Source organism: Methanocaldococcus sp., from assembly GCF_024490875.1.
GTDB lineage: Archaea > AGJL01 > Methanococci > Methanococcales > Methanocaldococcaceae > Methanocaldococcus.
Genome location: NZ_JACCLX010000016.1, coordinates 77,291 through 96,968, shown reverse-complemented (window position 1 = coordinate 96,968; position 19,678 = coordinate 77,291). Strand labels below are relative to the sequence as shown.

At 26.7% G+C, this 19,678-nt stretch carries 16 protein-coding genes; 13 read left to right on the top strand and 3 right to left on the bottom strand.

Annotated features, from left to right (window positions below; genetic code table 11):
- Together frhG and frhB are read left to right on the top strand one after the other, a co-directional pair.
- The gene (frhG, locus tag HZY31_RS03270; RefSeq protein ID WP_297318033.1) at positions 1-684 is read left to right on the top strand and encodes a coenzyme F420 hydrogenase subunit gamma; all 684 of its coding nucleotides are present in this window, start codon (positions 1-3) and stop codon (positions 682-684) included.
- A 48-nt stretch (positions 685-732) separates the two neighbouring features.
- The gene (gene frhB, locus HZY31_RS03265; protein WP_297318032.1) at positions 733-1,581 is read left to right on the top strand and encodes a coenzyme F420 hydrogenase subunit beta; all 849 of its coding nucleotides are present in this window, start codon (positions 733-735) and stop codon (positions 1,579-1,581) included.
- A 6-nt stretch (positions 1,582-1,587) separates the two neighbouring features.
- Here the strand turns inward: frhB and HZY31_RS03260 are convergent, their stop codons facing one another.
- Both HZY31_RS03260 and taw3 read right to left on the bottom strand, forming a co-directional pair.
- A complete protein-coding gene (locus HZY31_RS03260; protein WP_297318031.1) occupies positions 1,588-3,921 on the bottom strand; it encodes a DEAD/DEAH box helicase in 2,334 nt (777 codons plus the stop codon).
- Between the two features lie 33 nt (positions 3,922-3,954).
- Positions 3,955-4,539, bottom strand: coding sequence for a tRNA(Phe) 7-((3-amino-3-carboxypropyl)-4-demethylwyosine(37)-N(4))-methyltransferase Taw3 (gene taw3, locus HZY31_RS03255; RefSeq protein WP_297318030.1), 585 nt, complete (start codon positions 4,537-4,539; stop codon positions 3,955-3,957).
- Between the two features lie 86 nt (positions 4,540-4,625).
- Here taw3 and rgy point away from each other — a divergent pair, with 86 nt between their 5' ends.
- The 9 genes from rgy to HZY31_RS03210 all read left to right on the top strand — a co-directional run bounded on the left by rgy (position 4,626) and on the right by HZY31_RS03210 (position 17,799).
- On the top strand, positions 4,626-9,470 hold the full coding sequence (rgy, locus tag HZY31_RS03250; protein ID WP_297318029.1) for a reverse gyrase: 4,845 nt from the start codon (positions 4,626-4,628) through the stop codon (positions 9,468-9,470).
- Positions 9,471-9,620: 150 nt separating this feature from the next.
- Positions 9,621-10,484, top strand: a complete 864-nt coding sequence (locus HZY31_RS03245) for a class III signal peptide-containing protein (protein WP_297318028.1) — start codon at positions 9,621-9,623, stop codon at positions 10,482-10,484.
- Positions 10,485-10,534: 50 nt separating this feature from the next.
- Positions 10,535-10,984 carry a hypothetical protein gene (locus HZY31_RS03240; RefSeq protein ID WP_297318027.1) on the top strand — a complete coding sequence of 150 codons (450 nt, stop codon included), beginning with the start codon at positions 10,535-10,537 and terminating at the stop codon, positions 10,982-10,984.
- Positions 10,985-11,013: 29 nt separating this feature from the next.
- Entirely contained in the window at positions 11,014-14,118 is a 3,105-nt protein-coding gene (locus HZY31_RS03235) for a PKD domain-containing protein (RefSeq protein ID WP_297318026.1), read from the top strand.
- The gene (locus HZY31_RS03230; protein ID WP_297318025.1) at positions 14,115-14,339 is read left to right on the top strand and encodes a class III signal peptide domain-containing protein, archaeosortase D/PIP-CTERM system-associated; all 225 of its coding nucleotides are present in this window, start codon (positions 14,115-14,117) and stop codon (positions 14,337-14,339) included. The genes HZY31_RS03235 and HZY31_RS03230 overlap by 4 nt, the downstream gene beginning before the upstream one ends.
- Complete coding sequence (gene artD / locus HZY31_RS03225) at positions 14,329-14,781, top strand: archaeosortase D (protein WP_297318024.1); 453 nt, start codon at positions 14,329-14,331, stop codon at positions 14,779-14,781. Before HZY31_RS03230 ends, artD begins: the two co-directional genes overlap by 11 nt.
- A 21-nt stretch (positions 14,782-14,802) precedes the next feature.
- Positions 14,803-15,690: a hypothetical protein gene (locus tag HZY31_RS03220; protein WP_297318023.1), complete on the top strand. Its 888-nt coding sequence runs from the start codon at positions 14,803-14,805 to the stop codon at positions 15,688-15,690.
- Positions 15,683-16,213: a hypothetical protein gene (locus HZY31_RS03215; RefSeq protein ID WP_297318022.1), complete on the top strand. Its 531-nt coding sequence runs from the start codon at positions 15,683-15,685 to the stop codon at positions 16,211-16,213. The genes HZY31_RS03220 and HZY31_RS03215 overlap by 8 nt, the downstream gene beginning before the upstream one ends.
- Positions 16,214-16,233: 20 nt before the next feature.
- Positions 16,234-17,799 (top strand): DUF2341 domain-containing protein, encoded by a 1,566-nt coding sequence (locus tag HZY31_RS03210; protein WP_297318021.1) that lies wholly within the window; start codon positions 16,234-16,236, stop codon positions 17,797-17,799.
- On the opposite strand, the gene HZY31_RS03205 is transcribed toward HZY31_RS03210, so the two are convergent.
- Positions 17,792-18,715: a methionine synthase gene (locus tag HZY31_RS03205; RefSeq protein ID WP_297318020.1), complete on the bottom strand. Its 924-nt coding sequence runs from the start codon at positions 18,713-18,715 to the stop codon at positions 17,792-17,794. The genes HZY31_RS03210 and HZY31_RS03205 overlap by 8 nt on opposite strands.
- A gap of 73 nt (positions 18,716-18,788) precedes the next feature.
- Between HZY31_RS03205 and HZY31_RS03200 the strand changes: the two genes are divergently transcribed.
- Both HZY31_RS03200 and HZY31_RS03195 read left to right on the top strand, forming a co-directional pair.
- Positions 18,789-19,295, top strand: a complete 507-nt coding sequence (locus tag HZY31_RS03200; RefSeq protein WP_297318019.1) for a type II toxin-antitoxin system VapC family toxin — start codon at positions 18,789-18,791, stop codon at positions 19,293-19,295.
- A gap of 8 nt (positions 19,296-19,303) precedes the next feature.
- Positions 19,304-19,678: a hypothetical protein gene (locus HZY31_RS03195; RefSeq protein ID WP_297318018.1), complete on the top strand. Its 375-nt coding sequence runs from the start codon at positions 19,304-19,306 to the stop codon at positions 19,676-19,678.

Here is a 19,678-nt window from a genome sequence, read left to right as displayed (position 1 = left end):
GTGGTTAAAGTTGCTCATATCCAATTGTGTAGTTGTTGTGGATGCTTAGTTTCTTTGACAGACACTTATGAGAAGTTATTAGATGTTTTAAATTCAATTGAGTTAGTTTATTGTCAAACATTGGCAGATGTTAGAGAGATTCCAGAATGTGATATTGCATTAGTTGAAGGTTCTGTATGTTTAGAAGACCATCATAGTTTAGAGATAGCCAAAGAGGTTAGAGAAAAAGCAAAGATTGTTGTTGCCTTAGGAGCTTGTGCTGCTACGGGAGGGGTTACAAGATATAGTAAAGGAAATCAGTTATCTAAACCAGTTCATAGTTCATTTTCTCCATTAACGGAAGTTATTAAAGTAGATTTAGCAATTCCAGGATGTCCTCCATCACCAGAGGCAATTGTTTCAGTAATAAATGCGGCATTAAATGGAGATATGGAATATTTACAACCATTTGCTGAATTAGCAGAAAAAGGAAGTGAAGCATGTGGATGTGATTTATTAATTAAAGTAGTTAATAAATCCCTCTGTATGGGTTGTGGAACCTGTGCCGCAGCATGTCCAACAAGAGCAATAGAAATGATAGATGGAAGACCAAATGTTACTCAGTATTTGTGTATTAAATGTGGAGTTTGTTCAGTACAGTGTCCAAGAATTAGATTTCCAGAGTTAATTGAAAAAATAGAGTAATCATTTCAATCAGTATAAATTTTATAAATAATTTTTGAGGTGGAATAGATGGATCCTTTTGGAACTTATAAGAAAGTAGTTTCAGCAAGAAGTACATTAAAAGAAGTTTTAAAGACATGTCAAGATGGTGGTATAGTTTCAACTGCATTTATTTATGGTTTAGAAAATAATATATTAGATGGAGTTATTGTAGCAGATAATGCTGGAGAATTTAAAGCAATTCCTAAGGTGGCTACAACGCCAGAGGAAGTTTTAGAGGCGGCAGGAACAAAATATACCGTCTGCCCTAATATATCTGTATTGAAAAGTGCTGTTAGAGAATATGGTTGTGAAAAAATTGGAGTTGTAGGAACTCCATGCCAAGTTAGGGCTGTAAGAAAGTTAATAAAGTATCCAATAGGGTTTAGACACATTCCTGATAAAATATCATTAATTATAGGTATTTTCTGTATGGAAAACTTCCCATACAATGGATTAAAGTTAATTGTAGAAGAACACTGTGGCGTTAAGATGGAAGATGTTGTTAAATTAGATATTGGTAAAGGTAAGTTTTGGGTTTATACAAAATGGGGAGAAACAAAAGCAATTAAATTGAAAGAAACCCATCCTTATGAGCAAGTGGCTTGTCATGTATGCACTGACTACACTGCAGAGTTAGCAGATATTTCAACAGGTTCCGTTGGAAGCCCAGATGGATGGAGTACTGTCTTTATAAGAACTGCAAAAGGGGAAGAGATATTTAACAAAATGGTTGAAGATGGATACTTAGAAGTTAAACCAATAGAAGAGGTTAAACCTGGCTTGGGATTAGTTAAAAAATTAGCTCTAACTAAAAAAGAGAAAAATCTGAAAGAGATTGAACATAGAAAAGAACTTGGTTTGCCTGTCCCTTATTAAAAAACATTACTCATATTTTACTGTTAAAACTTTCCTAATTTTCTTAGCCCTCTCTTCTCCTACTCCTTCAACTTCCATTAATTCATCTTCTTTTGCTGTAAATACTCTTTCAACAGTTTTAAAATGTTTTAATAACCTATCAGCTAATGCACCACCAACATCAGGTAAACTCTCAACAATGAACCTTTGTTGTTCTTTTAAACTCATTGTAGTTTTTCCATATCTTATTGTAATTGGTCTTTTTTCTTTCAATTGCTCTTTTTCAGCAATTTTTATTAATAAATCAACGGTTTCATCAACATTTTTTGTAAATAATATTGGTATTCCAAAGTCAAAAATAACTGATAAGATAGCTCCTTTTAAGGCATTTTCATGTATTCTGCTAAAGTTTTCTCCTTCTATAATAAGTAACGGTTTTTCAACTTTTTTAAGATTTTTTAACTGTGAAAATAACCTCTTATCAATTATTGAATTTACAAAATCCTCGGAAGTTTTTCTCTCAACAACAACTCTATCACTTAAAACATAATCTCCAACTTCTAAAGTTTTTAGTTCAACATCAGCATATTTATGTAATAACTTGGCAATATTTTTTTCTCTGACATCCACAATAATCTTAATGGGTTTTTCAATTTTGTCTTCGTCAGTTTCTTCAACCTTACTTTTAGATTTTTCTTCAAACTGCTTAATAAAGTCCAATATTGTTAAAGTCTTTTTTTCTTTCTCTTTGTTCTCTTCTTTACTTTCTATCTCTACTACTTTTTTAGTATCTATTGTTGTTACTGTATCTTTTTCTATTATAGTTTCTTTTTTAGGCTCTTCTATTCTTTTATTCTCCATCTCTAATTTTTTCTGTAATCTTTTGTTCAACAAATAACATATATTTTTTAAGAGTCTTTTCATCTCTTTTTCTTTATACAAAGCACTTCTATAATATGCTTCATCAGATGTTCCTTTAGCTATTAATATATAAGCTCTCCCTCCTTCTCCTCTCATCGCTCTACCTCTTCTTTGAATAAATCTAATTTCTGATGGCACAGGCTCGTAAAAGATAACATAATTTACCGCTGGAATATCTATCCCTTCCTCAGATACGCTTGTAGAAACTAAAACATTTCCTTCTTTTTTAAACTTCTCTATTGCTTCTATTTGCTGTTTTTGAGTCATTCCTTTTCCTTCTTTACTTGCTTGACCAATAAACTTTATCGCCTTAATTCCATTTTGGTGTAAGATATTAACTAATTTCTCAACAGTGTCTCTATACTGCGTGAATATTATAATTCTTTCATCTTCATTTTTTTTCAAAATACTTTTAACCTTTTCAACAACTTTATTCAGTTTTGGATGTTCTACATCTGTCTTTAATAATATATTTACTGCCTTTCTAATTCTTTCGTCATTTACTATTGATTTAGCAGATTTAGTTCTTTGTAAAGACAATTTATTTATATAGTTTAAAAATACACTTTTTCCCTGACTTTCTAATAAATCCTTGGCGTGCATTAACTTTAAAGCCTCTGAACACACTCTTATAAGTTCATATTTAACCTCTTCATCGTAGGCGAATAACTTAGAATTTAGTTCAATGAGTTCAGTTTTTGTTACATTAATAGAATCTATAACTCCAAAATCCTTTAAAAATTTTAATCTATCTTTTAACGCTTCATTTATTAATTTTAACGCTTTTTTAAATTCTTCTGGTAAATCTAATCTTATTGGAATTAATCTAACTTTGGCAATGTATGGCTTTACATCTTCGTCATCCTCAGTTCTAACTTCAACATGCTCTATTCCTAAGTTTTCACAGATTTCCATTAATCTATCAATATCAGCCCCGGGAGAGGCAGTTAATCCTAAAATATGACATTTATCTTTAAATGCCTTAGATACAAATGCATAGGAATGGTCTCCAACTGTGTGATGTGCCTCATCTGCAATTAACAATACAAACTCCTCTATATTAATCCTTTTAGCAATAATGTCATTTTCAATAACTTGAGGAGTGGCAACAAATATTTTACCTTTTTTATATAACTCAACTCTTTTTTTTGGAGGAATTTTTCCAGTTAATGCTATTATTTTATTTTCATCAATGTTTAAGACTTCTTTTAGCCTTCTACAATGTTGCTCTACTAAAGGTCTCGAAGGGGCTAAAATTAAAACTTTACCATCTTTTTTTGTTAAAATACCCACTATGACCAATATAGCAATTGCAGTTTTTCCCAAACCAGTGGGTAAAACGCACAATGTCTTTTTCTTTAAAGCATTTGCCGCTATAATCTGTTGATACAACCTCGCCTCTAATGTTTTTGGTTTTATTAATGGATGCTCTATATACATATCCATCCTACTCTTAGTTTTAAATTTAATATATTATTTTAGTTTATCTAAATTATTTACCCATCTCATAAAAATTTCTCTCGCTCTTTTGAGTTTGGAATTGCTATAATCTAATAAAAACTTTAAGTAATTGTTATCTACAAATATCTTTCCATCTTCTCCTATTGGAGCATCTACTTTATAGGTAGTTAAAATTTCAACAATTATCCTTTTCTTAGATATTGATTTTATTGAAGAACTTTTTAAACCAGAATGTATTGCTAATTCAAGCATTTTTTTTGCTGAATCAATATCTTTTGATGCTATATGTAATATTGGAGAGTTCATAACAAAGATAATATAATTTTTCTCATTGGAAATATTTTTTAGGGAGTTAAACATCTCTTCGTATGTGGCATAGTGATGCCATTTACCTAACCACTTTGAATATATTTTAGGATTCTTATCTTTTGGTATTTCCATAATTCCTACTCTACCTATGCAAGAACTCGTAGTGTAATAATTTTCTAAACTGTTTATTTTTTCAAGTATTGGAATTATATCTTTATCTACTAAGTTCTCCCTAATTGCTAATTCTAAATTTATCAATGTTCTTTTTTTGTCATCTTCAAATCTCATACTCTCACTCAAAGCAAAAAGTTTTTAAACCAATTTTGTTGAAATCAAAAATAAATAATTATTTATTAATAATTTTGGTGTTTATTATGATACCTATGATATTTAAAGAAATGTGCCCTAACTGTAATGGAGAGATTTATAGCGAAAGATTTGAAGTAGGAGTATGTGAAAAATGCTTAAAGGATGAATATGTTAAAGATAACTTAGAATTATGTAAAAAACTTAGAGAAGAAAAAACTTTAAAAAATTTAAAAGATTATTGCAAAATATTAAATGAGTTTAAAGAATTTGAGGAATTTGTAAAAAGTTTGGGCTATGAGTTGTTGAGTATTCAAAGAATGTGGGCTAAGAGAGTTTTAAAAAATAAAAGTTTTTCAATTGTTGCCCCAACTGGTGTGGGGAAGAGTTTCTTTGGAGTATTGATGAGTTTATTCTTAGCAAAAAAAGGAAAAAAATGTTATATAATCTTACCTACAACTTTATTGATAAAACAAACCTATGAAAGAATTATCTCTTTGATAGATAAAAATAATTTAAAAATAAATGTTGTTGCCTATCATTCAGAATTATCTACAAAAGAAAAGAAGGAAGTTAAAGAGAAAATAGACAACAATGATTTCGATATACTGATAACAACTTCAAACTATTTGGCAAAAAATCCTCCAAACACAAAATTTGACTTTATATTTGTGGATGATGTTGATGCATTATTAAAGGCATCTAAAAATGTTGATAGAACTTTAAAATTGTTGGGATTTGACGATGAAATAATTAATGAAGCGTATAAAATAATATACCTAATAAAAATTGGAAAGATAGAAGATGCATTAAAAAAGAGAGAAATATTAAAGAAAAAATTGTCAAAAATAAAATATGGATGTTTAATAATTGCCTCAGCCACTGGAAAGAGTTATGGAGATAGAGTAAAACTTTATAGGGAATTGTTGAATTTTGAAATTGGCTATGGAATGAACAAACTTAGAGATGTTGAAGATATATATGATGAAGAACTTAGTTTAAATAAAATATTAGAATATATAAAAATATTTGGTAGTGGAGGACTTATATTTGTCTCAATAGATTATGGAGTTGAAAAAGCAAAAGAGATTGAAGAATTTTTAATTAAAAATGGTATAAAGGCAAAGTTAATACACTCAAAAGATAAAAAAGGATTTGATGATTTTAGAGAAGGGAAATTAGATGTTTTGATTGGTGTAGCCTCTTACTACGGAGTTTTAGTTAGAGGTTTAGATATGCCCGAAAGGGTTAGATATGCTATATTCTATGGAGTTCCTAAGTTTAAAATCAAGTTAAAAGAATATATTGAGAAATTAAAAGAAAAAGGTGAATTAAAAGAAGATATAGATATTGAAGGGAAAACCTTAGAGGAGATTAAAGAAATAGTTTCTGAAAAATTGAAGATAAAAAATTTCTCTATAAGAGTAGAGGATAATGAGTATTTATTATTAATTCCAGATGTAAAAACATATATTCAAGCATCTGGAAGAACATCAAGAATGACAGAGTTTGGTTTAACTAAAGGAGCAAGTATAGTGTTGGTTGATGAAAAAGATATTTTTGAGTATCTTAACAAGTATATGCTTTTTATGTACGAAAGTGAATTTAAAAAGATAGATGAAATTAACATAGAGGAGTTAATTAAAAAAATTGATGAACTTAGGGAAAAAATTAAAAAAGGAAGAATTACTGGAAAAATTCCTGATTTACTAAAATCTGTTTTAATGGTTGTAGAAAGTCCAAACAAGGCAAGAACTATTGCAAGTTTCTTTGGAAAACCTTCAATTAGGAAGATAAACAATAGAAATGTTTATGAAGTTTGTATAGGAGACATAAATTTAATTATAACTGCTAGTGGAGGACATGTATTTGATTTAGTTACAAAAGAAGGATTTTATGGAGTAAAGATAGAAAACAATGTGTATATTCCTATATATACATCAATTAAAAAAGTTAATGGGGAACAATTTACAGACCAGAAGAATATAGAGGAGTTGTTAAAACAACTATCAAAAAGTGGAGAAAAAGTTAATTTTATGGATTCTAAGGAAAATATAGAGATTATTAGAGAAATAGCCGATGAAGTAGATGCTATATTTATAGCAACAGATATTGATACTGAGGGAGAAAAGATAGGCTATGACATAGCACTTAACAGTATGCCATTTAACAAAAACATATATAGAGTTGGCTTTAACGAAATTACAAAGAGGGCTATTTTAAAGGCAGTAGAATCATTTAAAAAAGGAGAAGAGTTAAAGTTAGATGAAAATAAAGTTAAGGGGCAAGTTGTTAGAAGAATAGAAGATAGGTGGATTGGATTTAGGTTAAGTCAAAAGTTGTGGGAGGTATTTAATAAAAACTATCTATCTGCTGGTAGAGTTCAAACTCCTGTCTTAGGTTGGATTATAGAGAGATACAATGAACATAAAATAAAAGTTCCTTACTTATCATTAAAATTGGAAAATGACATTTACATAGGAAAGGTTTGGGAAAAAGAATTTGATAAAGATGAGGTAGAAGTTGAAGTCAAAATATATGAGAAAGAAATTAACCCATTACCTCCATTTACAACAGATACTTTATTGGAAGAATCTACAAAGAGATTTAATTTAAGTGCAGATGAAGTAATGGCTATTGCCCAAGAATTGTTTGAATTGGGATTGTGTTTAACACCAGACACTTATGTTGTATTGGGAGATGGTAGAATTGAAACAATTGAAGATATTGTTAATATTCAAGAAGGAAATATTTTATCGTTAGATTTAGATGATTTATCAATAAAGAAAGACATTGTCACAAAATTCTGGAAATTGAGATACACTGGAAATCTAAGAAAAATTATATTATCAAATAATTATGAGATAAAAGCAACTCCTGACCACCACTTATTGGTTTTAAGAGATAATCAATTGAGATGGATTTCTGCAAAAGATATTAAAGAAAATGATTACATTGCAATGCCTTTTAACTACAAAGTTGATAGAAAACCAATATCATTATTGAATCTTTTGAAATATTTAGACATTACTGATGTTTTAATAGAGTTTGACGAGAATTCAAGAATATTTGAAAAAATAGAAGAATTTATTAGGAAAAATATCAAAACTAGTACAAAATATAAATATCTTAGAAATAAAAGAGTTCCATTAAAGTATTTGATAAAATGGAACTTTAATTTAGATGAGGTTGAAAAGGAAGCAAAATATATATACAAAAGTGTTGCAGGCACTAAAAAAATTCCATTATTTAAATTAGATGAAAGGTTTTGGTATTTTGTAGGATTAGTTTTAGGTGATGGGTCCATTCAAAATAGCAAAATTAAGATTGCACAAACTCCACTAAAAGATGTTAAAACTATATTGGATGAAACATTTCCATTCTTACATAATTGGATTTCTGGAAATCAAGTAAATATTTCAAATCCAATCATTGCAGAAATTTTAAGAAAATTAGGAACAAGAGAAGGAAAATTAAATGGAATAATATTTTCTCTTCCAGAAAACTATGTTAATGCACTAATTGCTGGTTACTTTGATACTGATGGATGTTTCTCATTACTGTATAACAAAAATGTTAAAAAACATAATTTAAGAATGCTTCTAACTTCAAAAAGAAAAGAAGTTTTAGAAAAGATAGGTATTTACTTAAACTCAATTGGAATATTAAACAGATTGCATAAAGATAAAAATAGAATTTACTCCTTAATAATAAGCAATAAATCATTAGAAACCTTTAAGGAGAAAATTGCCAAATATCTAAGAATTAGAAAAGAAGCATTTGAGAGAGGTTATAATACATATAGGGAAGAACACGGGGAAGGATTTGGATGTGATTTATTACCAGTAAAAGAAATATTTGAAAAATTAACATTCAAAATAGGAAGAAAGTATATACTAAAAGATAGTAAGATATACATTGAAAATTGGTATAAAGAAAAGACAAACAATATTCCAAGAAATAAATTAAAGACAGTTTTAAAATATGTAAATAACTCAGAATATAAAGAGTTTTTAGAAAAAATTGTTGATGGAGAGATATCATTTGTTAGGGTTAAAAATGTAGAAGATATTTTCTATGATGGATATGTTTATGACCTAACCATTAAAAATAACCAAAACTTTATATCAAATGGGGTTATTTCACATAACTGCACATATCATAGAACTTCTTCAACGAGAGTTTCGTTAGATGGAATGAGAGTTGCAAAGGAATATTTAAAACTAAATAATTTAGAGGATTATTTAAAAAATAGAGAGTATTTTATGGAAGGAGCACATGAATGTATAAGACCTACAAAGCCTATGGACACAGAAGAACTTATTGAGTTTTTAAAAGAGAGTAATATAAAATTAACAAAAAATCATATAAAAGTTTATGATTTAATATTTAGAAGATTTATAGCCTCTCAGATGAAAGAGGCAATTGTTGAATATGAAGAGATATATATAAAAGATTTAGATGAAAAAATTGAAGGATACATAGATATAAAGTTTGATGGATGGAGTAGAATCTATAATTTAAAGTTAAAAAAACTTCCAAAAATAGAGAAAAATTACTTAAAAGTGTTAGAAAAGAGTATTAAAAAAGTTCCAAAAGTTCCATTGTATGATGAGGGAGAAGTTATTAAGTTAATGAAAGAGAGAGGAATTGGAAGGCCTTCAACCTATGCCCAAATTATTAAAAAGTTGTTAGATAGAGGATATGTAATTAAAAGCAAAGGTAAAAATAAATTAATCCCTACAAAATTAGGAATTGAAGTTTATAATTATCTAATAAGTCATTATCCTCATCTAATATCAGAGGAGAGAACAAGAGAGTTAGAGGAAATTATGGATAAAATTGAAAATGGCGAAGTAGATTATTTGGAAGTTTTAAGAACTCTATATGAGGAAATTTTAAGCATAAAATAAGAATTATTCTCTATTATTTGTTTTTATTTTTTAGAGTAAGATATATATACTTTAATTAAATAAACTTAACATTGAAGATAGTAAAATAAAGCAATCCTTATTTTAAATAATTCAAATATTTCAATATAAGGTATTGTTATGGTGAGTACTATGAAAAGAGGACAACTATCTCTTGAATTAATTATCTTGATTTTTGCAGTTATTATTGGAGGTGCTATTATTGCTACTCAAACTCTAAACGTGAATCTTGGTATAAGTAATAATAAAAATGAAACTCTTAGTAGGCCCACACTAATTACATTTAAAGAGCCAAATGTATCTTCAAACTTATCATCTTCAATTACTGTATTAATTCCATCTAAAATTATTAATATATCTATAAATACTTCATCCAATATATCTAATAAAACAATACAAAATCAATATAGACACAGAATAACTAATAAAAATCAATATAGATACACAATAACAAACTATAATGGAACCAATATATATCTATCTACTAACCTTGTTAATGCTACACTTAATGGATATGTAATCTTTCAGAATATCTTTGAATATGATCATTCCTATATAAAGTTAAGCAATGGAAAATCTATTAAAATTAATAAAAATGATATAATTAAAATAGTTGTAAATAACGTTTCATCAGGAAAAATTTATATAGATAAAAATGGATGGGTTGATATAAAGGATTTACCTATTAAGGAAATTTACATAAATGGAAATTTAGTTGCTGAAAATACAGAAATTGTAAAAACTAGAAGTATTAAAGCTAATTTATCAAATATAGAGTCAACATTAACATTAGATGTATTTGGTAATCATACATGGATTTATTTAAAGTATAATAATAAAATATTAATCAGTTCTTGGGATTATACTGGAAATATAATAATATACAATATCTATCCAAGTTCTGATACAGGCTTAAACTTACATTTAAAGAAAAATAAACGTGTTTATCTTGAAGGTAAAGCTACTGGGGTAACAATTGAAAATATAACAAAATAATAGTTTAATTATTAAAATTTTATAATTTTATCAAGTATTAGGGGTAGTATATGATAAAACTAACAAAAAAAAGAGGACAAATATCTATTGACCTTATTATGGCTATATTTTTATTATTAATTATTTCATTAATATTATACAATATAGAACTTAGTTATACAACTAGTATGACCAACTCTTTAATTGTGAATAGATTATATGATATAGCCGATACTTTTGAAAATTATGCAATTTTAGCATATACAAAAAATGTTAGTATTAAATTAAAATTAAAACCTATTGGGATATTGGGATACAATTTAACAATAAAAAACAAAACTATAAGTGTATATGGTGACACATATATTTTAATTACTCCTAATAAAAATGGTGTTATTTTAACTGGTGTATTTAAACAATCTCCTATAAATGTAGGAAACAATATAGTTATAACTGCCAATGTGGATGGGAAAATAGTAAATGTTTCTAAGAAATTAAATGTAAATATTAGTTTTAGTTAAATAAAATATTATTTTTATCTGGTGGGATTATGAAAGTAAATCGTTTATTAATTTTTATAGCATCTCTATTATTTTTAGGTTTAAATATCTCAATGTCTAATGGATACATTATATTAGTTCATAAAGGAACTATGAATATAACAAATAGTAGTGGATATACAAATAACTACAATCCTTCTATTATTGCATATAAAGTTAATGATAACATAACATTTACAGCCTTAGCTCCTGATTCTGTTGCTGAAATTATATTAAATAATGGATTAATAAAATGGGATTTTGGAGATTTAACAGAAACAAACTATAGTATTAATAATAGAATAGTTATACATAAGTATAGTTTTCCATTTCCATATCCTGTTGCATGGTGTGGCTATTTAAATAATACTGGTTACTCTAAGGCTTTAACATACAACTGGCTCGTTGTTAGAGATGTAAAAAATACTAAGTATATTTTTAATGGAAGTCCTACTTATTACTCAAAAGAACAGTGGAATGTAAGTTATAATAGTTCAAGTAATACTGTCATAATAAGATATTATTCAGAAACTCCCGAAAATTATGAATTTAATGGTTTAAGTGTAGATCTTACTCCTGTTACAATAAACGTTAGCAGAGATAACATTGTTGTTGGAGATAGCGTTAAATTCAACTACTCTATAAGTAGAAATATAATATTAACTGTTTGGTGCTTCGGAGATGGAACATTTTCCTTTGAAAAATCTCCTACACATACTTATACAAAACCTGGAATTTACTATCCAAGAGTTTTATTAGTTGATGACTATGGGAGAGTTTTAGTAGGATATTTATATGAAGGTATTAAAGTAAATAGACCTATAGGAGGATACTTTGAGCCCATAAGAAATGAGAGTTATGTTTATAACTCTTCAGGAAGTGTAGATGTTGAAGATATCTATGCAATGGCGTATAAAGTAAATGATACTATGTATTTTGAACCTATTGATGCATCTTATAGTAATTTATTAACTACTTGGTATCTAAAATATGACTATGGAGATGGTAATGAAACTGAATATGAACCATACTATTATGGAGATATTTTTATCCATAAATATTCCTATCCATTTATATATCCTATATGTTGGATGGAGTTCTCATATAATGGAGGATGGACTGCTTTTTCAGCAACATTAGATTATTTAGCTGTTGGAGATGAGGGAAATACAATTTATGAGTTTATTCCTAACAATACCTATACATCTAAGCCAAAAGTCATTTATGATCCTACTAATCATATTGTAAAATTTTATTTCTATTCAGATAATATTAACAAAACAGTAACATTAATGTTAAGGCAAAAAGTTCATTACGATGTATTTGTTTATGCTAAGGAAGTAAATGGTGGTATTCAATATAGTTTTGATTATCCTTATGGAAAACCTGTCTTTGTATTTTGGAGTTTTGGAGATGGTAATTATTCTTTAGAAAATAATCCTTGGCATCAATATTCTAATGACAATAAATATTATCAAGCACACGTTTTAATCGTAGATAGTAATGGTGTTGTCTCAGTTGGTTTTGGACCTGTAATACAAAATAATAAGATTGTATCTACTATGCTATATGTTGAACCTACTGCAATACCAGTAAATGGAACAGTTAATGTTCTTTATTTTGATCCTTATATATTAAGTGATTATTTAGATTTATATGTTGAAAATTATAATTATAATGTTTTATATGAATCTGTATTTTCATATATATCAAAACGGTGGAGATCTTATTGGATAGTTAGTAATTATCTCTACTATCCTGGATATGTTACATATATAGGTAATGTATGGAACTATTCTACTTATATACTAAATATAACATACCAATTTTTAAAAGAAGGAATCTATTACATTGAAGGATATGATATAGGACAGTTTTATCCAAGAATGATAAAAGTTATTAATAACCACAACCCTGTTGCTCAATTATATGTCTATCCAAATCCTGCAAGTTACAACACAACAGTATTTTTCAACCCATTAAATAGTTATGATCCTGATGCTGGTAGAACATTGTCTGATGGTTCAGGTTATATAATATCCCCAACTGAACCTTATGCAAGTATTTATGGATTTAATTTAACAGTATATGATTCATCAGGAAATATAGTATGGAATTATACCTCAAATAATGGTTTAACAATAGTATCTCACAAATTTAATGAAACTGGAAACTACACAGCAGTATTGACAGTTTGGGATGGTTGGGGTAAGACAAACACAACAAGTGTTACATTTACTATTATAAATAAACCTCCAATCGCAGAATTTACTTACTCTCCAAATCTTCCTAAGGTTAATCAAACTATAACTTTTGTATCATTATCTTATGATCCAGATGGAAAAATTGTAAAATATGTTTGGAACTTTGGAGATGGAAATATAATTGAGACTAATTCTTCAAATATTACTCATATCTATACTAGCCCAGGAACATACAATGTAACACTTACAGTTTATGATAATCTAAATTCATCAAGTTCTATTACAATTCCTGTAAATGTATTTTACATTAAAGCTAATTTTACCTGTCCAACTATTGTTTATGTCAATCAACCAATAAACTTTACAGATAAATCTATCACGATTCCTGGATATATTAAAGAATACATTTGGAACTTTGAAGATGGAAGCACATCAAATCAACCTAATCCAATTCATATATATACACAACAAGGAATATATAATGTAACTTTAACAATTATAAACAATTATGGTTTAAGTGCATCTACATCAACAAAAGTAATAGTAAAAGGTACAGGAAAATATCCACCAATTGCAAGATTTACTTTTACAGTAAATGGGTTAAATGTAACCTTTAATGCATCATCATCTTATGATATAGATGGAAAAATAGTAAAATATATCTGGGACTTTGGAGATGGAACTACGAATACTACTACCAATCCTATAATTACTCACATTTATAACAAATCTGGAGTATATATTGTTAAATTAACCGTAGTAGATAATGATAATCTTACAGGCTCAACTATTAGAATAGTTTCAGTAACTAATGTATCTATGAGGAGCATTCCAATACCACTTCCAATAGAAATAATTATCTTTATAACAACCTTATTTAGTATAAATTACATAATGAGGAGATTAAAATGAAAAAAATAATATCCAATAGAGGGCAAATATCCGCAGAATTTGCTTTACTACTTGCAGCAATTGTAGCTGTAATATCTATTGTTGGATTTTATTATTTAAAATCTATATCACAATCTTCAACAACTGCTAAAACTACAAGTGTAAAATCTACAATTGAAGCTAATAATAAAGTTCTTCAACAGGTAGATAAGGTTAAAGAGGTTACAACTAATGGAGAATAAAAAATATTTAATTAATTTTTTAATTCTATTTCCAACAATATATTTTTTTATAAGATATTTTGAAGTTGAAATATCCAAAATTTTAGCATACATTATTGGGAATTTATTAAAAACACAGTATTATAATAATATAATTATATACAATGGAGATGTCTATACTATAATATCTGCCTGTACTTGCTCTTTGGAGATCTCTTTATTTTTAGGTTATGTTCTTGCTACTCCAAAAGTTTCCATTAAATATAAATTTCTATATTCAATTTTTGGAATTTTTATAATAAACATAGTAAATATATTAAGAATAATACTTATTTTAAAAAATTCACAATATGCAAATTATAGTATTGTACATAATGTTTTAAGTTTTATAATTTTTCCAGTAGCGTTATTTTTAAATTTTATGTGGGTTAAAATATTATTAAAAATTGGAGTAATTGAATAAAAATTAAAAAAGGAGATTGTTATGATAAAAAAAATTAAATCAAATAGAGGAATCATTTTTACTTTTGAAGCTGTAATTGTTGCCTTTATATTTTTAACTATCTTTTTTTTAGGATATAGTATATATAGCCATAATTTATTAACAGGTATAGAGGAAAAAAAAGATACTGAAAAGTTTCACAAAGCACTGTTATTAAAAGATCTATTTCTAAAAAAATATGAATTCCCTGGAAATTATAGTGAAGATTATATACAAAATTTTACAGATGAACTAAATTTAAAAGAAAAGACATTCGACCCAATTAACAATTTTACAAATGATTCAGATAGATTTATATTTATTATTTATCCAAATAAATATGACAATATACTAAATAACTATGTTAATTTATCTAACATAACATTTAATTTCTCTGGAATTATATTTAAAATATATTCAAATGTATCAAATGTTAATAATATATCAATTAACCTTAGTAATATCAAAATATATGATTGGGTAGTATTTTTTAAAGAAAATGTCTATATTCCAAAAATAACAGGAATCACTTATAATTCAAATGTTGTATATCTTTATGGATGTGAAGGAGATCACATATATTTTAAAATACAAAATTACAAAACAAATAATATAAATATATCTAATGTCAGCGCTAAATTGTTAAATTATACAGGTTCTTCAGAGGTCATATTTTCAATTAACGGATATATCTATAATAAATCTTTAAATTCTTCCTTTAAAAATATAAATGAAATAATTCCAAATATAATATCTGGAATAAACAAAATTGAGATACTATATAGTCCTGTTCCAGTAGAGTTTAAAATTGAAACTACTAACGATACTAAATTCTATTATTTAACATTATCTCCAAGAAATATCACCATAATGGTGAATCAAAATGATTAATAATTTAGATTTAATTATAGGGACTACAATTTTAATAATAGGAATGGCTTATTGGTCAGTGTCTATATTAGAGCATAACAATAACTATGTAGATGCTGTAAAATCTGACTATCTATTTGACAAAGGAATCAAAACAATGGAACATTTATCAGAAGATGGAACCTTACAAAATGCAGTTTTATTATACTATTTTGGAAAAGTTAATGAATCTAAAAAACTTTTAGAGGAAAATATTCCTCTCAATAATTATTTGTTATATATAGATAACCACCTTCTAATAAATAAAACTACTAAAAAATATAACAATACTATATATGTATTAGTATTAACAGTTTTAACTCTAAATAGAAGTGAGGGCTGGTATGTTATTTATGGAGATGAAAACAATATAAATATATCAAATGAAAGATACCTCGATTATGATGAAGCATATTCCCATTATGAAAATTATTCAATAGATATGCCTGTTTATTTATCAAAAAATGTAACTACATCAAGAGTTAAATTAATAATTTATAATTAAATAAAGATAAAGGGATTTTTATGTATATCTCCCAAAATGCTATAATTTTGGTTATGTTAGTTTTTGTTATATCATCAATATTCTATTTGGCAATAAATTATAAGACTAAAGAAGTTGAAGATGAAATTGAAGTAAAAAAAGTAACATTATTTGAACATAATTTAATAAACAGTTTAGATAGAAATATTAACAAAATTGTTGAAGATGCCTTTGTAAATACAAGTTATAAAATTATGACAGAGCATAAGTTTTTTGATAATTCCTCAGATGCTGTAAATTACATAAAAAGTTATATAAAAAACGAAACTAACAGAACTTTAAGTTGTTTAATAGATAATAGTAGTAATTTATCTTTTAATATCACTACTGTGAATATATATCCTACAAATAATCCTAAAGTAATCAATTTAATAATGACTATTAATATTAACTTAATAAAAAAGATAAATAATGGAGAGATTTTTTGTTCAAAACCTTTAACCATTAATAAAAATATAACACTATTTAGAATTCCAGATCCTTATGTATATTTAAACAACTTCTACTATACTTGGAGTTATGAAAAAGATATTAACATATATAATTTCCCAAATGACAATAAGAGTCACACGTTTTGTATAATATTAAATGATAGTAACTTTAATTATAGTCAAATGGTTAATCCCTACTCACCAACTGAAATTAGAATAATTGGAAATAATAATGTTCTTTTACCATATTGGGTTCAAATATGGTATTATGGAAATAACCATGTTTCAATAATTTGGGTGAGATGTAATAAAAGTCAAATAATAAATTATGTCAATAATAGTGGATACATAAGATTACTATATGGCTCCAATACAACAGTTGATAGACAAAATCCTGATAAGACATTCTTACTGTTTGATAACTTTTCAATATTAAATAGTAGTAAATGGAATATTTCAGGAAATGTTTCTGTAAATAATGGAATTTTAACAGTTGTAGGAACTAATTCAGGGATTCATTCATATAAGAGTTTTGGAACAGGTTATGAGTTAGTATTTAGAGGCAATTTTAGTAATGTAGGAACTCAGGCAGTAGGATTCTTTAATGATACGAGTTATAATAGTGGAGTAGATTGGGCATATACAATTAATGCGTTGTATATGATTATAAATAATAATAGATATTACGTTAATGGTTATAATAATTATTTAAATAATTATTTCATTTACATAATCCAAAGAAATCCATTAAATACAACCTTTAAAATAGATAATGATACTTTAAACCAATTATATACTAATACTATATATGGAATAAATAGCAACAACTATTCAGTTTCTGTGATTACATTATATAATAACAATGCAAAAGTTTCAATAGATTGGGTTTTTGTGAAAGATATTAATAATATAAAAACAACTGTAAGTTCAAATGTTATAACTAACCCTAATTATAAAGAAGAAAAACCAAAAACATATAACAGAACTATATATTATGGAGAACCTAAATTATATATTTTCGTTCAAAATGGTTCTTATTCTATTATAGGATTATATACAAATGCAACAGACAGTTGGGGTAATGTAGGTTACGAACCAATAGTAGCAATTAATTAATAAGTTTAGATGCTTCAACCATATTTTTTAACTTATTAAAAGCAACATCTATTGGTAACAATCTCATCCCACAGTCTGGATCTATTAAAATATTTTCAAATAAATTTTTACTTAAATTTTCATTGTTTTTTAATATCTCTAAACCTTCCTCTATTAAACTTTTTATAGTATCTACACTTTCTACTTTTTTAATTTTAGTATTTACACAACCAAAGCCAACTTTCTTTTTTATACTTTCCAATATATCTAAATTTTTTCTATTTGAAGCAAATTCGTGGTCTAAAATATCTACATTAAATTTATTTAACTCATCAATAATATTATAGACATTTCCACAAACATGCATTGCAAATGTAATATCTAAATCCTTAACAATTATATCTATTGCCTTCCTTGCTATATCAAAATCATATAAACCTGTTGATAATATTGGCTCATCAATCTGAATTATTGGAACATATTTTTTTAATTCTTCAACTTCTTTTCTCAAAGCCTTAGCAATATCGTAAATTAAATTTTCATCTTTATTGTCAGTATAATAATTTTCAACTCTAACCGATGCCGCAATAGTGCAAGGTCCAGTTATAATTCCTTTAACTTTTACCTTTGGATTTAATTTCTTAATAATATTTTTAGCATATAATATATCTTTTACAGTAATTGGCTCAATAAATTCAATCTTATTAATAACTCTCTTTCCATCAAATCCATACATTTTACTTGTAAAAATTTCTATCATATCTCCTCTAACTTGTCCATCACTTATAATATCTATTCCAGCATTAACCTGATCTATAACTGCCTTTTCAATAGCATATTTATATTCATCGTACAATCCAAAAACTTTTTTTACTTTATCAAAGAATTTCTCTTCTTTTTTAACAACTGGATAACTACCTACAACTGTTGTTATCATTCTTTCACCCAAAAGAGATAACTAAATATGTTATGATGTTAAATTAACTACTATTAATATTCAACGTGATATTATGAAGGTTAAAATATTAGATGCCTCAGCAATAATTCACGGATATAATCCAGTTATAGAAGAAGGAGAGCATTATATAACTCCAGAAGTTTTAGAGGAAGTCGAGTCAATGAAGGTTATTGTTGACCAAAGTTTAATTTTAGGAAAACTAAAAATAAAAATTCCCAATAAAGAATATATAAAGATAGTTGAAGATACTGTCAAAAAGACAGGAGATAATTTATCTAAAGAAGATATTAGTATTTTAGCGTTGGCATTGGAGTTAAAGGGTATTTTATATACTGACGATTATGGAATTCAAAATGTGGCAAAAAAATTAAATATTGATGTTAGAGGAATAATCTACGAACCAACAAATAAAAATTTTATTTGGAGAAAGGTTTGTGAAGGTTGTAAAAAAATGTATCCCATAGATTTTGAAGAAGATGTTTGTGAAATTTGTGGAAGTCCATTAAAAAGAAAAATGGTAAAATCAAGATTATCAAAGAATAAAAAAAGGAAAAAATAGGATAAATTATGAAAGAGTTAAGGGCTAAAACAAAAGAAGAACTAATTGAGAAAATTAAAAACTGTGAAAATGTAGATGAAATTTATATTAATTTAGAGTTAGATAGAGATGTAGCAATTGCATTGTTAGAGAATTGCGAGCCTAAAAAAATATATTTACCAAAGTCAAAGTATAAAAGGTCTTCTAAGAAGATTATAAAGGCTTTGGAAGGTGTTGGTGTTGAAGTAATTCCTATATCTCCAAAGACTGGAAGGCCTACAAATGTAGATATAATTGTTAAAAAGTATTTAGATAAAAAGCCAGAAGAAATTGCAAAAATTACTGGGTTAAATTTAAAGACAGTTGAATACCATTATTATAAACTAAAAAAGTCAATGAAGTGA

Coding starts and splice junctions, on each gene's coding strand:
- rgy (WP_297318029.1), top strand. CDS start 4,626: ATGATACCTATGATATTTAAAGAAATGTGCCCTAACTGTAATGGAGAG.
- HZY31_RS03230 (WP_297318025.1), top strand. CDS start 14,115: ATGAAAAAAATAATATCCAATAGAGGGCAAATATCCGCAGAATTTGCT.
- HZY31_RS03200 (WP_297318019.1), top strand. CDS start 18,789: ATGAAGGTTAAAATATTAGATGCCTCAGCAATAATTCACGGATATAAT.
- HZY31_RS03235 (WP_297318026.1), top strand. CDS start 11,014: ATGAAAGTAAATCGTTTATTAATTTTTATAGCATCTCTATTATTTTTA.
- taw3 (WP_297318030.1), bottom strand. CDS start 4,539: ATGAGATTTGAAGATGACAAAAAAAGAACATTGATAAATTTAGAATTA.
- HZY31_RS03215 (WP_297318022.1), top strand. CDS start 15,683: ATGATTAATAATTTAGATTTAATTATAGGGACTACAATTTTAATAATA.
- HZY31_RS03260 (WP_297318031.1), bottom strand. CDS start 3,921: ATGTATATAGAGCATCCATTAATAAAACCAAAAACATTAGAGGCGAGG.
- HZY31_RS03195 (WP_297318018.1), top strand. CDS start 19,304: ATGAAAGAGTTAAGGGCTAAAACAAAAGAAGAACTAATTGAGAAAATT.
- HZY31_RS03240 (WP_297318027.1), top strand. CDS start 10,535: ATGATAAAACTAACAAAAAAAAGAGGACAAATATCTATTGACCTTATT.
- artD (WP_297318024.1), top strand. CDS start 14,329: ATGGAGAATAAAAAATATTTAATTAATTTTTTAATTCTATTTCCAACA.
- HZY31_RS03245 (WP_297318028.1), top strand. CDS start 9,621: ATGAAAAGAGGACAACTATCTCTTGAATTAATTATCTTGATTTTTGCA.
- HZY31_RS03205 (WP_297318020.1), bottom strand. CDS start 18,715: ATGATAACAACAGTTGTAGGTAGTTATCCAGTTGTTAAAAAAGAAGAG.
- frhB (WP_297318032.1), top strand. CDS start 733: ATGGATCCTTTTGGAACTTATAAGAAAGTAGTTTCAGCAAGAAGTACA.
- HZY31_RS03220 (WP_297318023.1), top strand. CDS start 14,803: ATGATAAAAAAAATTAAATCAAATAGAGGAATCATTTTTACTTTTGAA.
- HZY31_RS03210 (WP_297318021.1), top strand. CDS start 16,234: ATGTATATCTCCCAAAATGCTATAATTTTGGTTATGTTAGTTTTTGTT.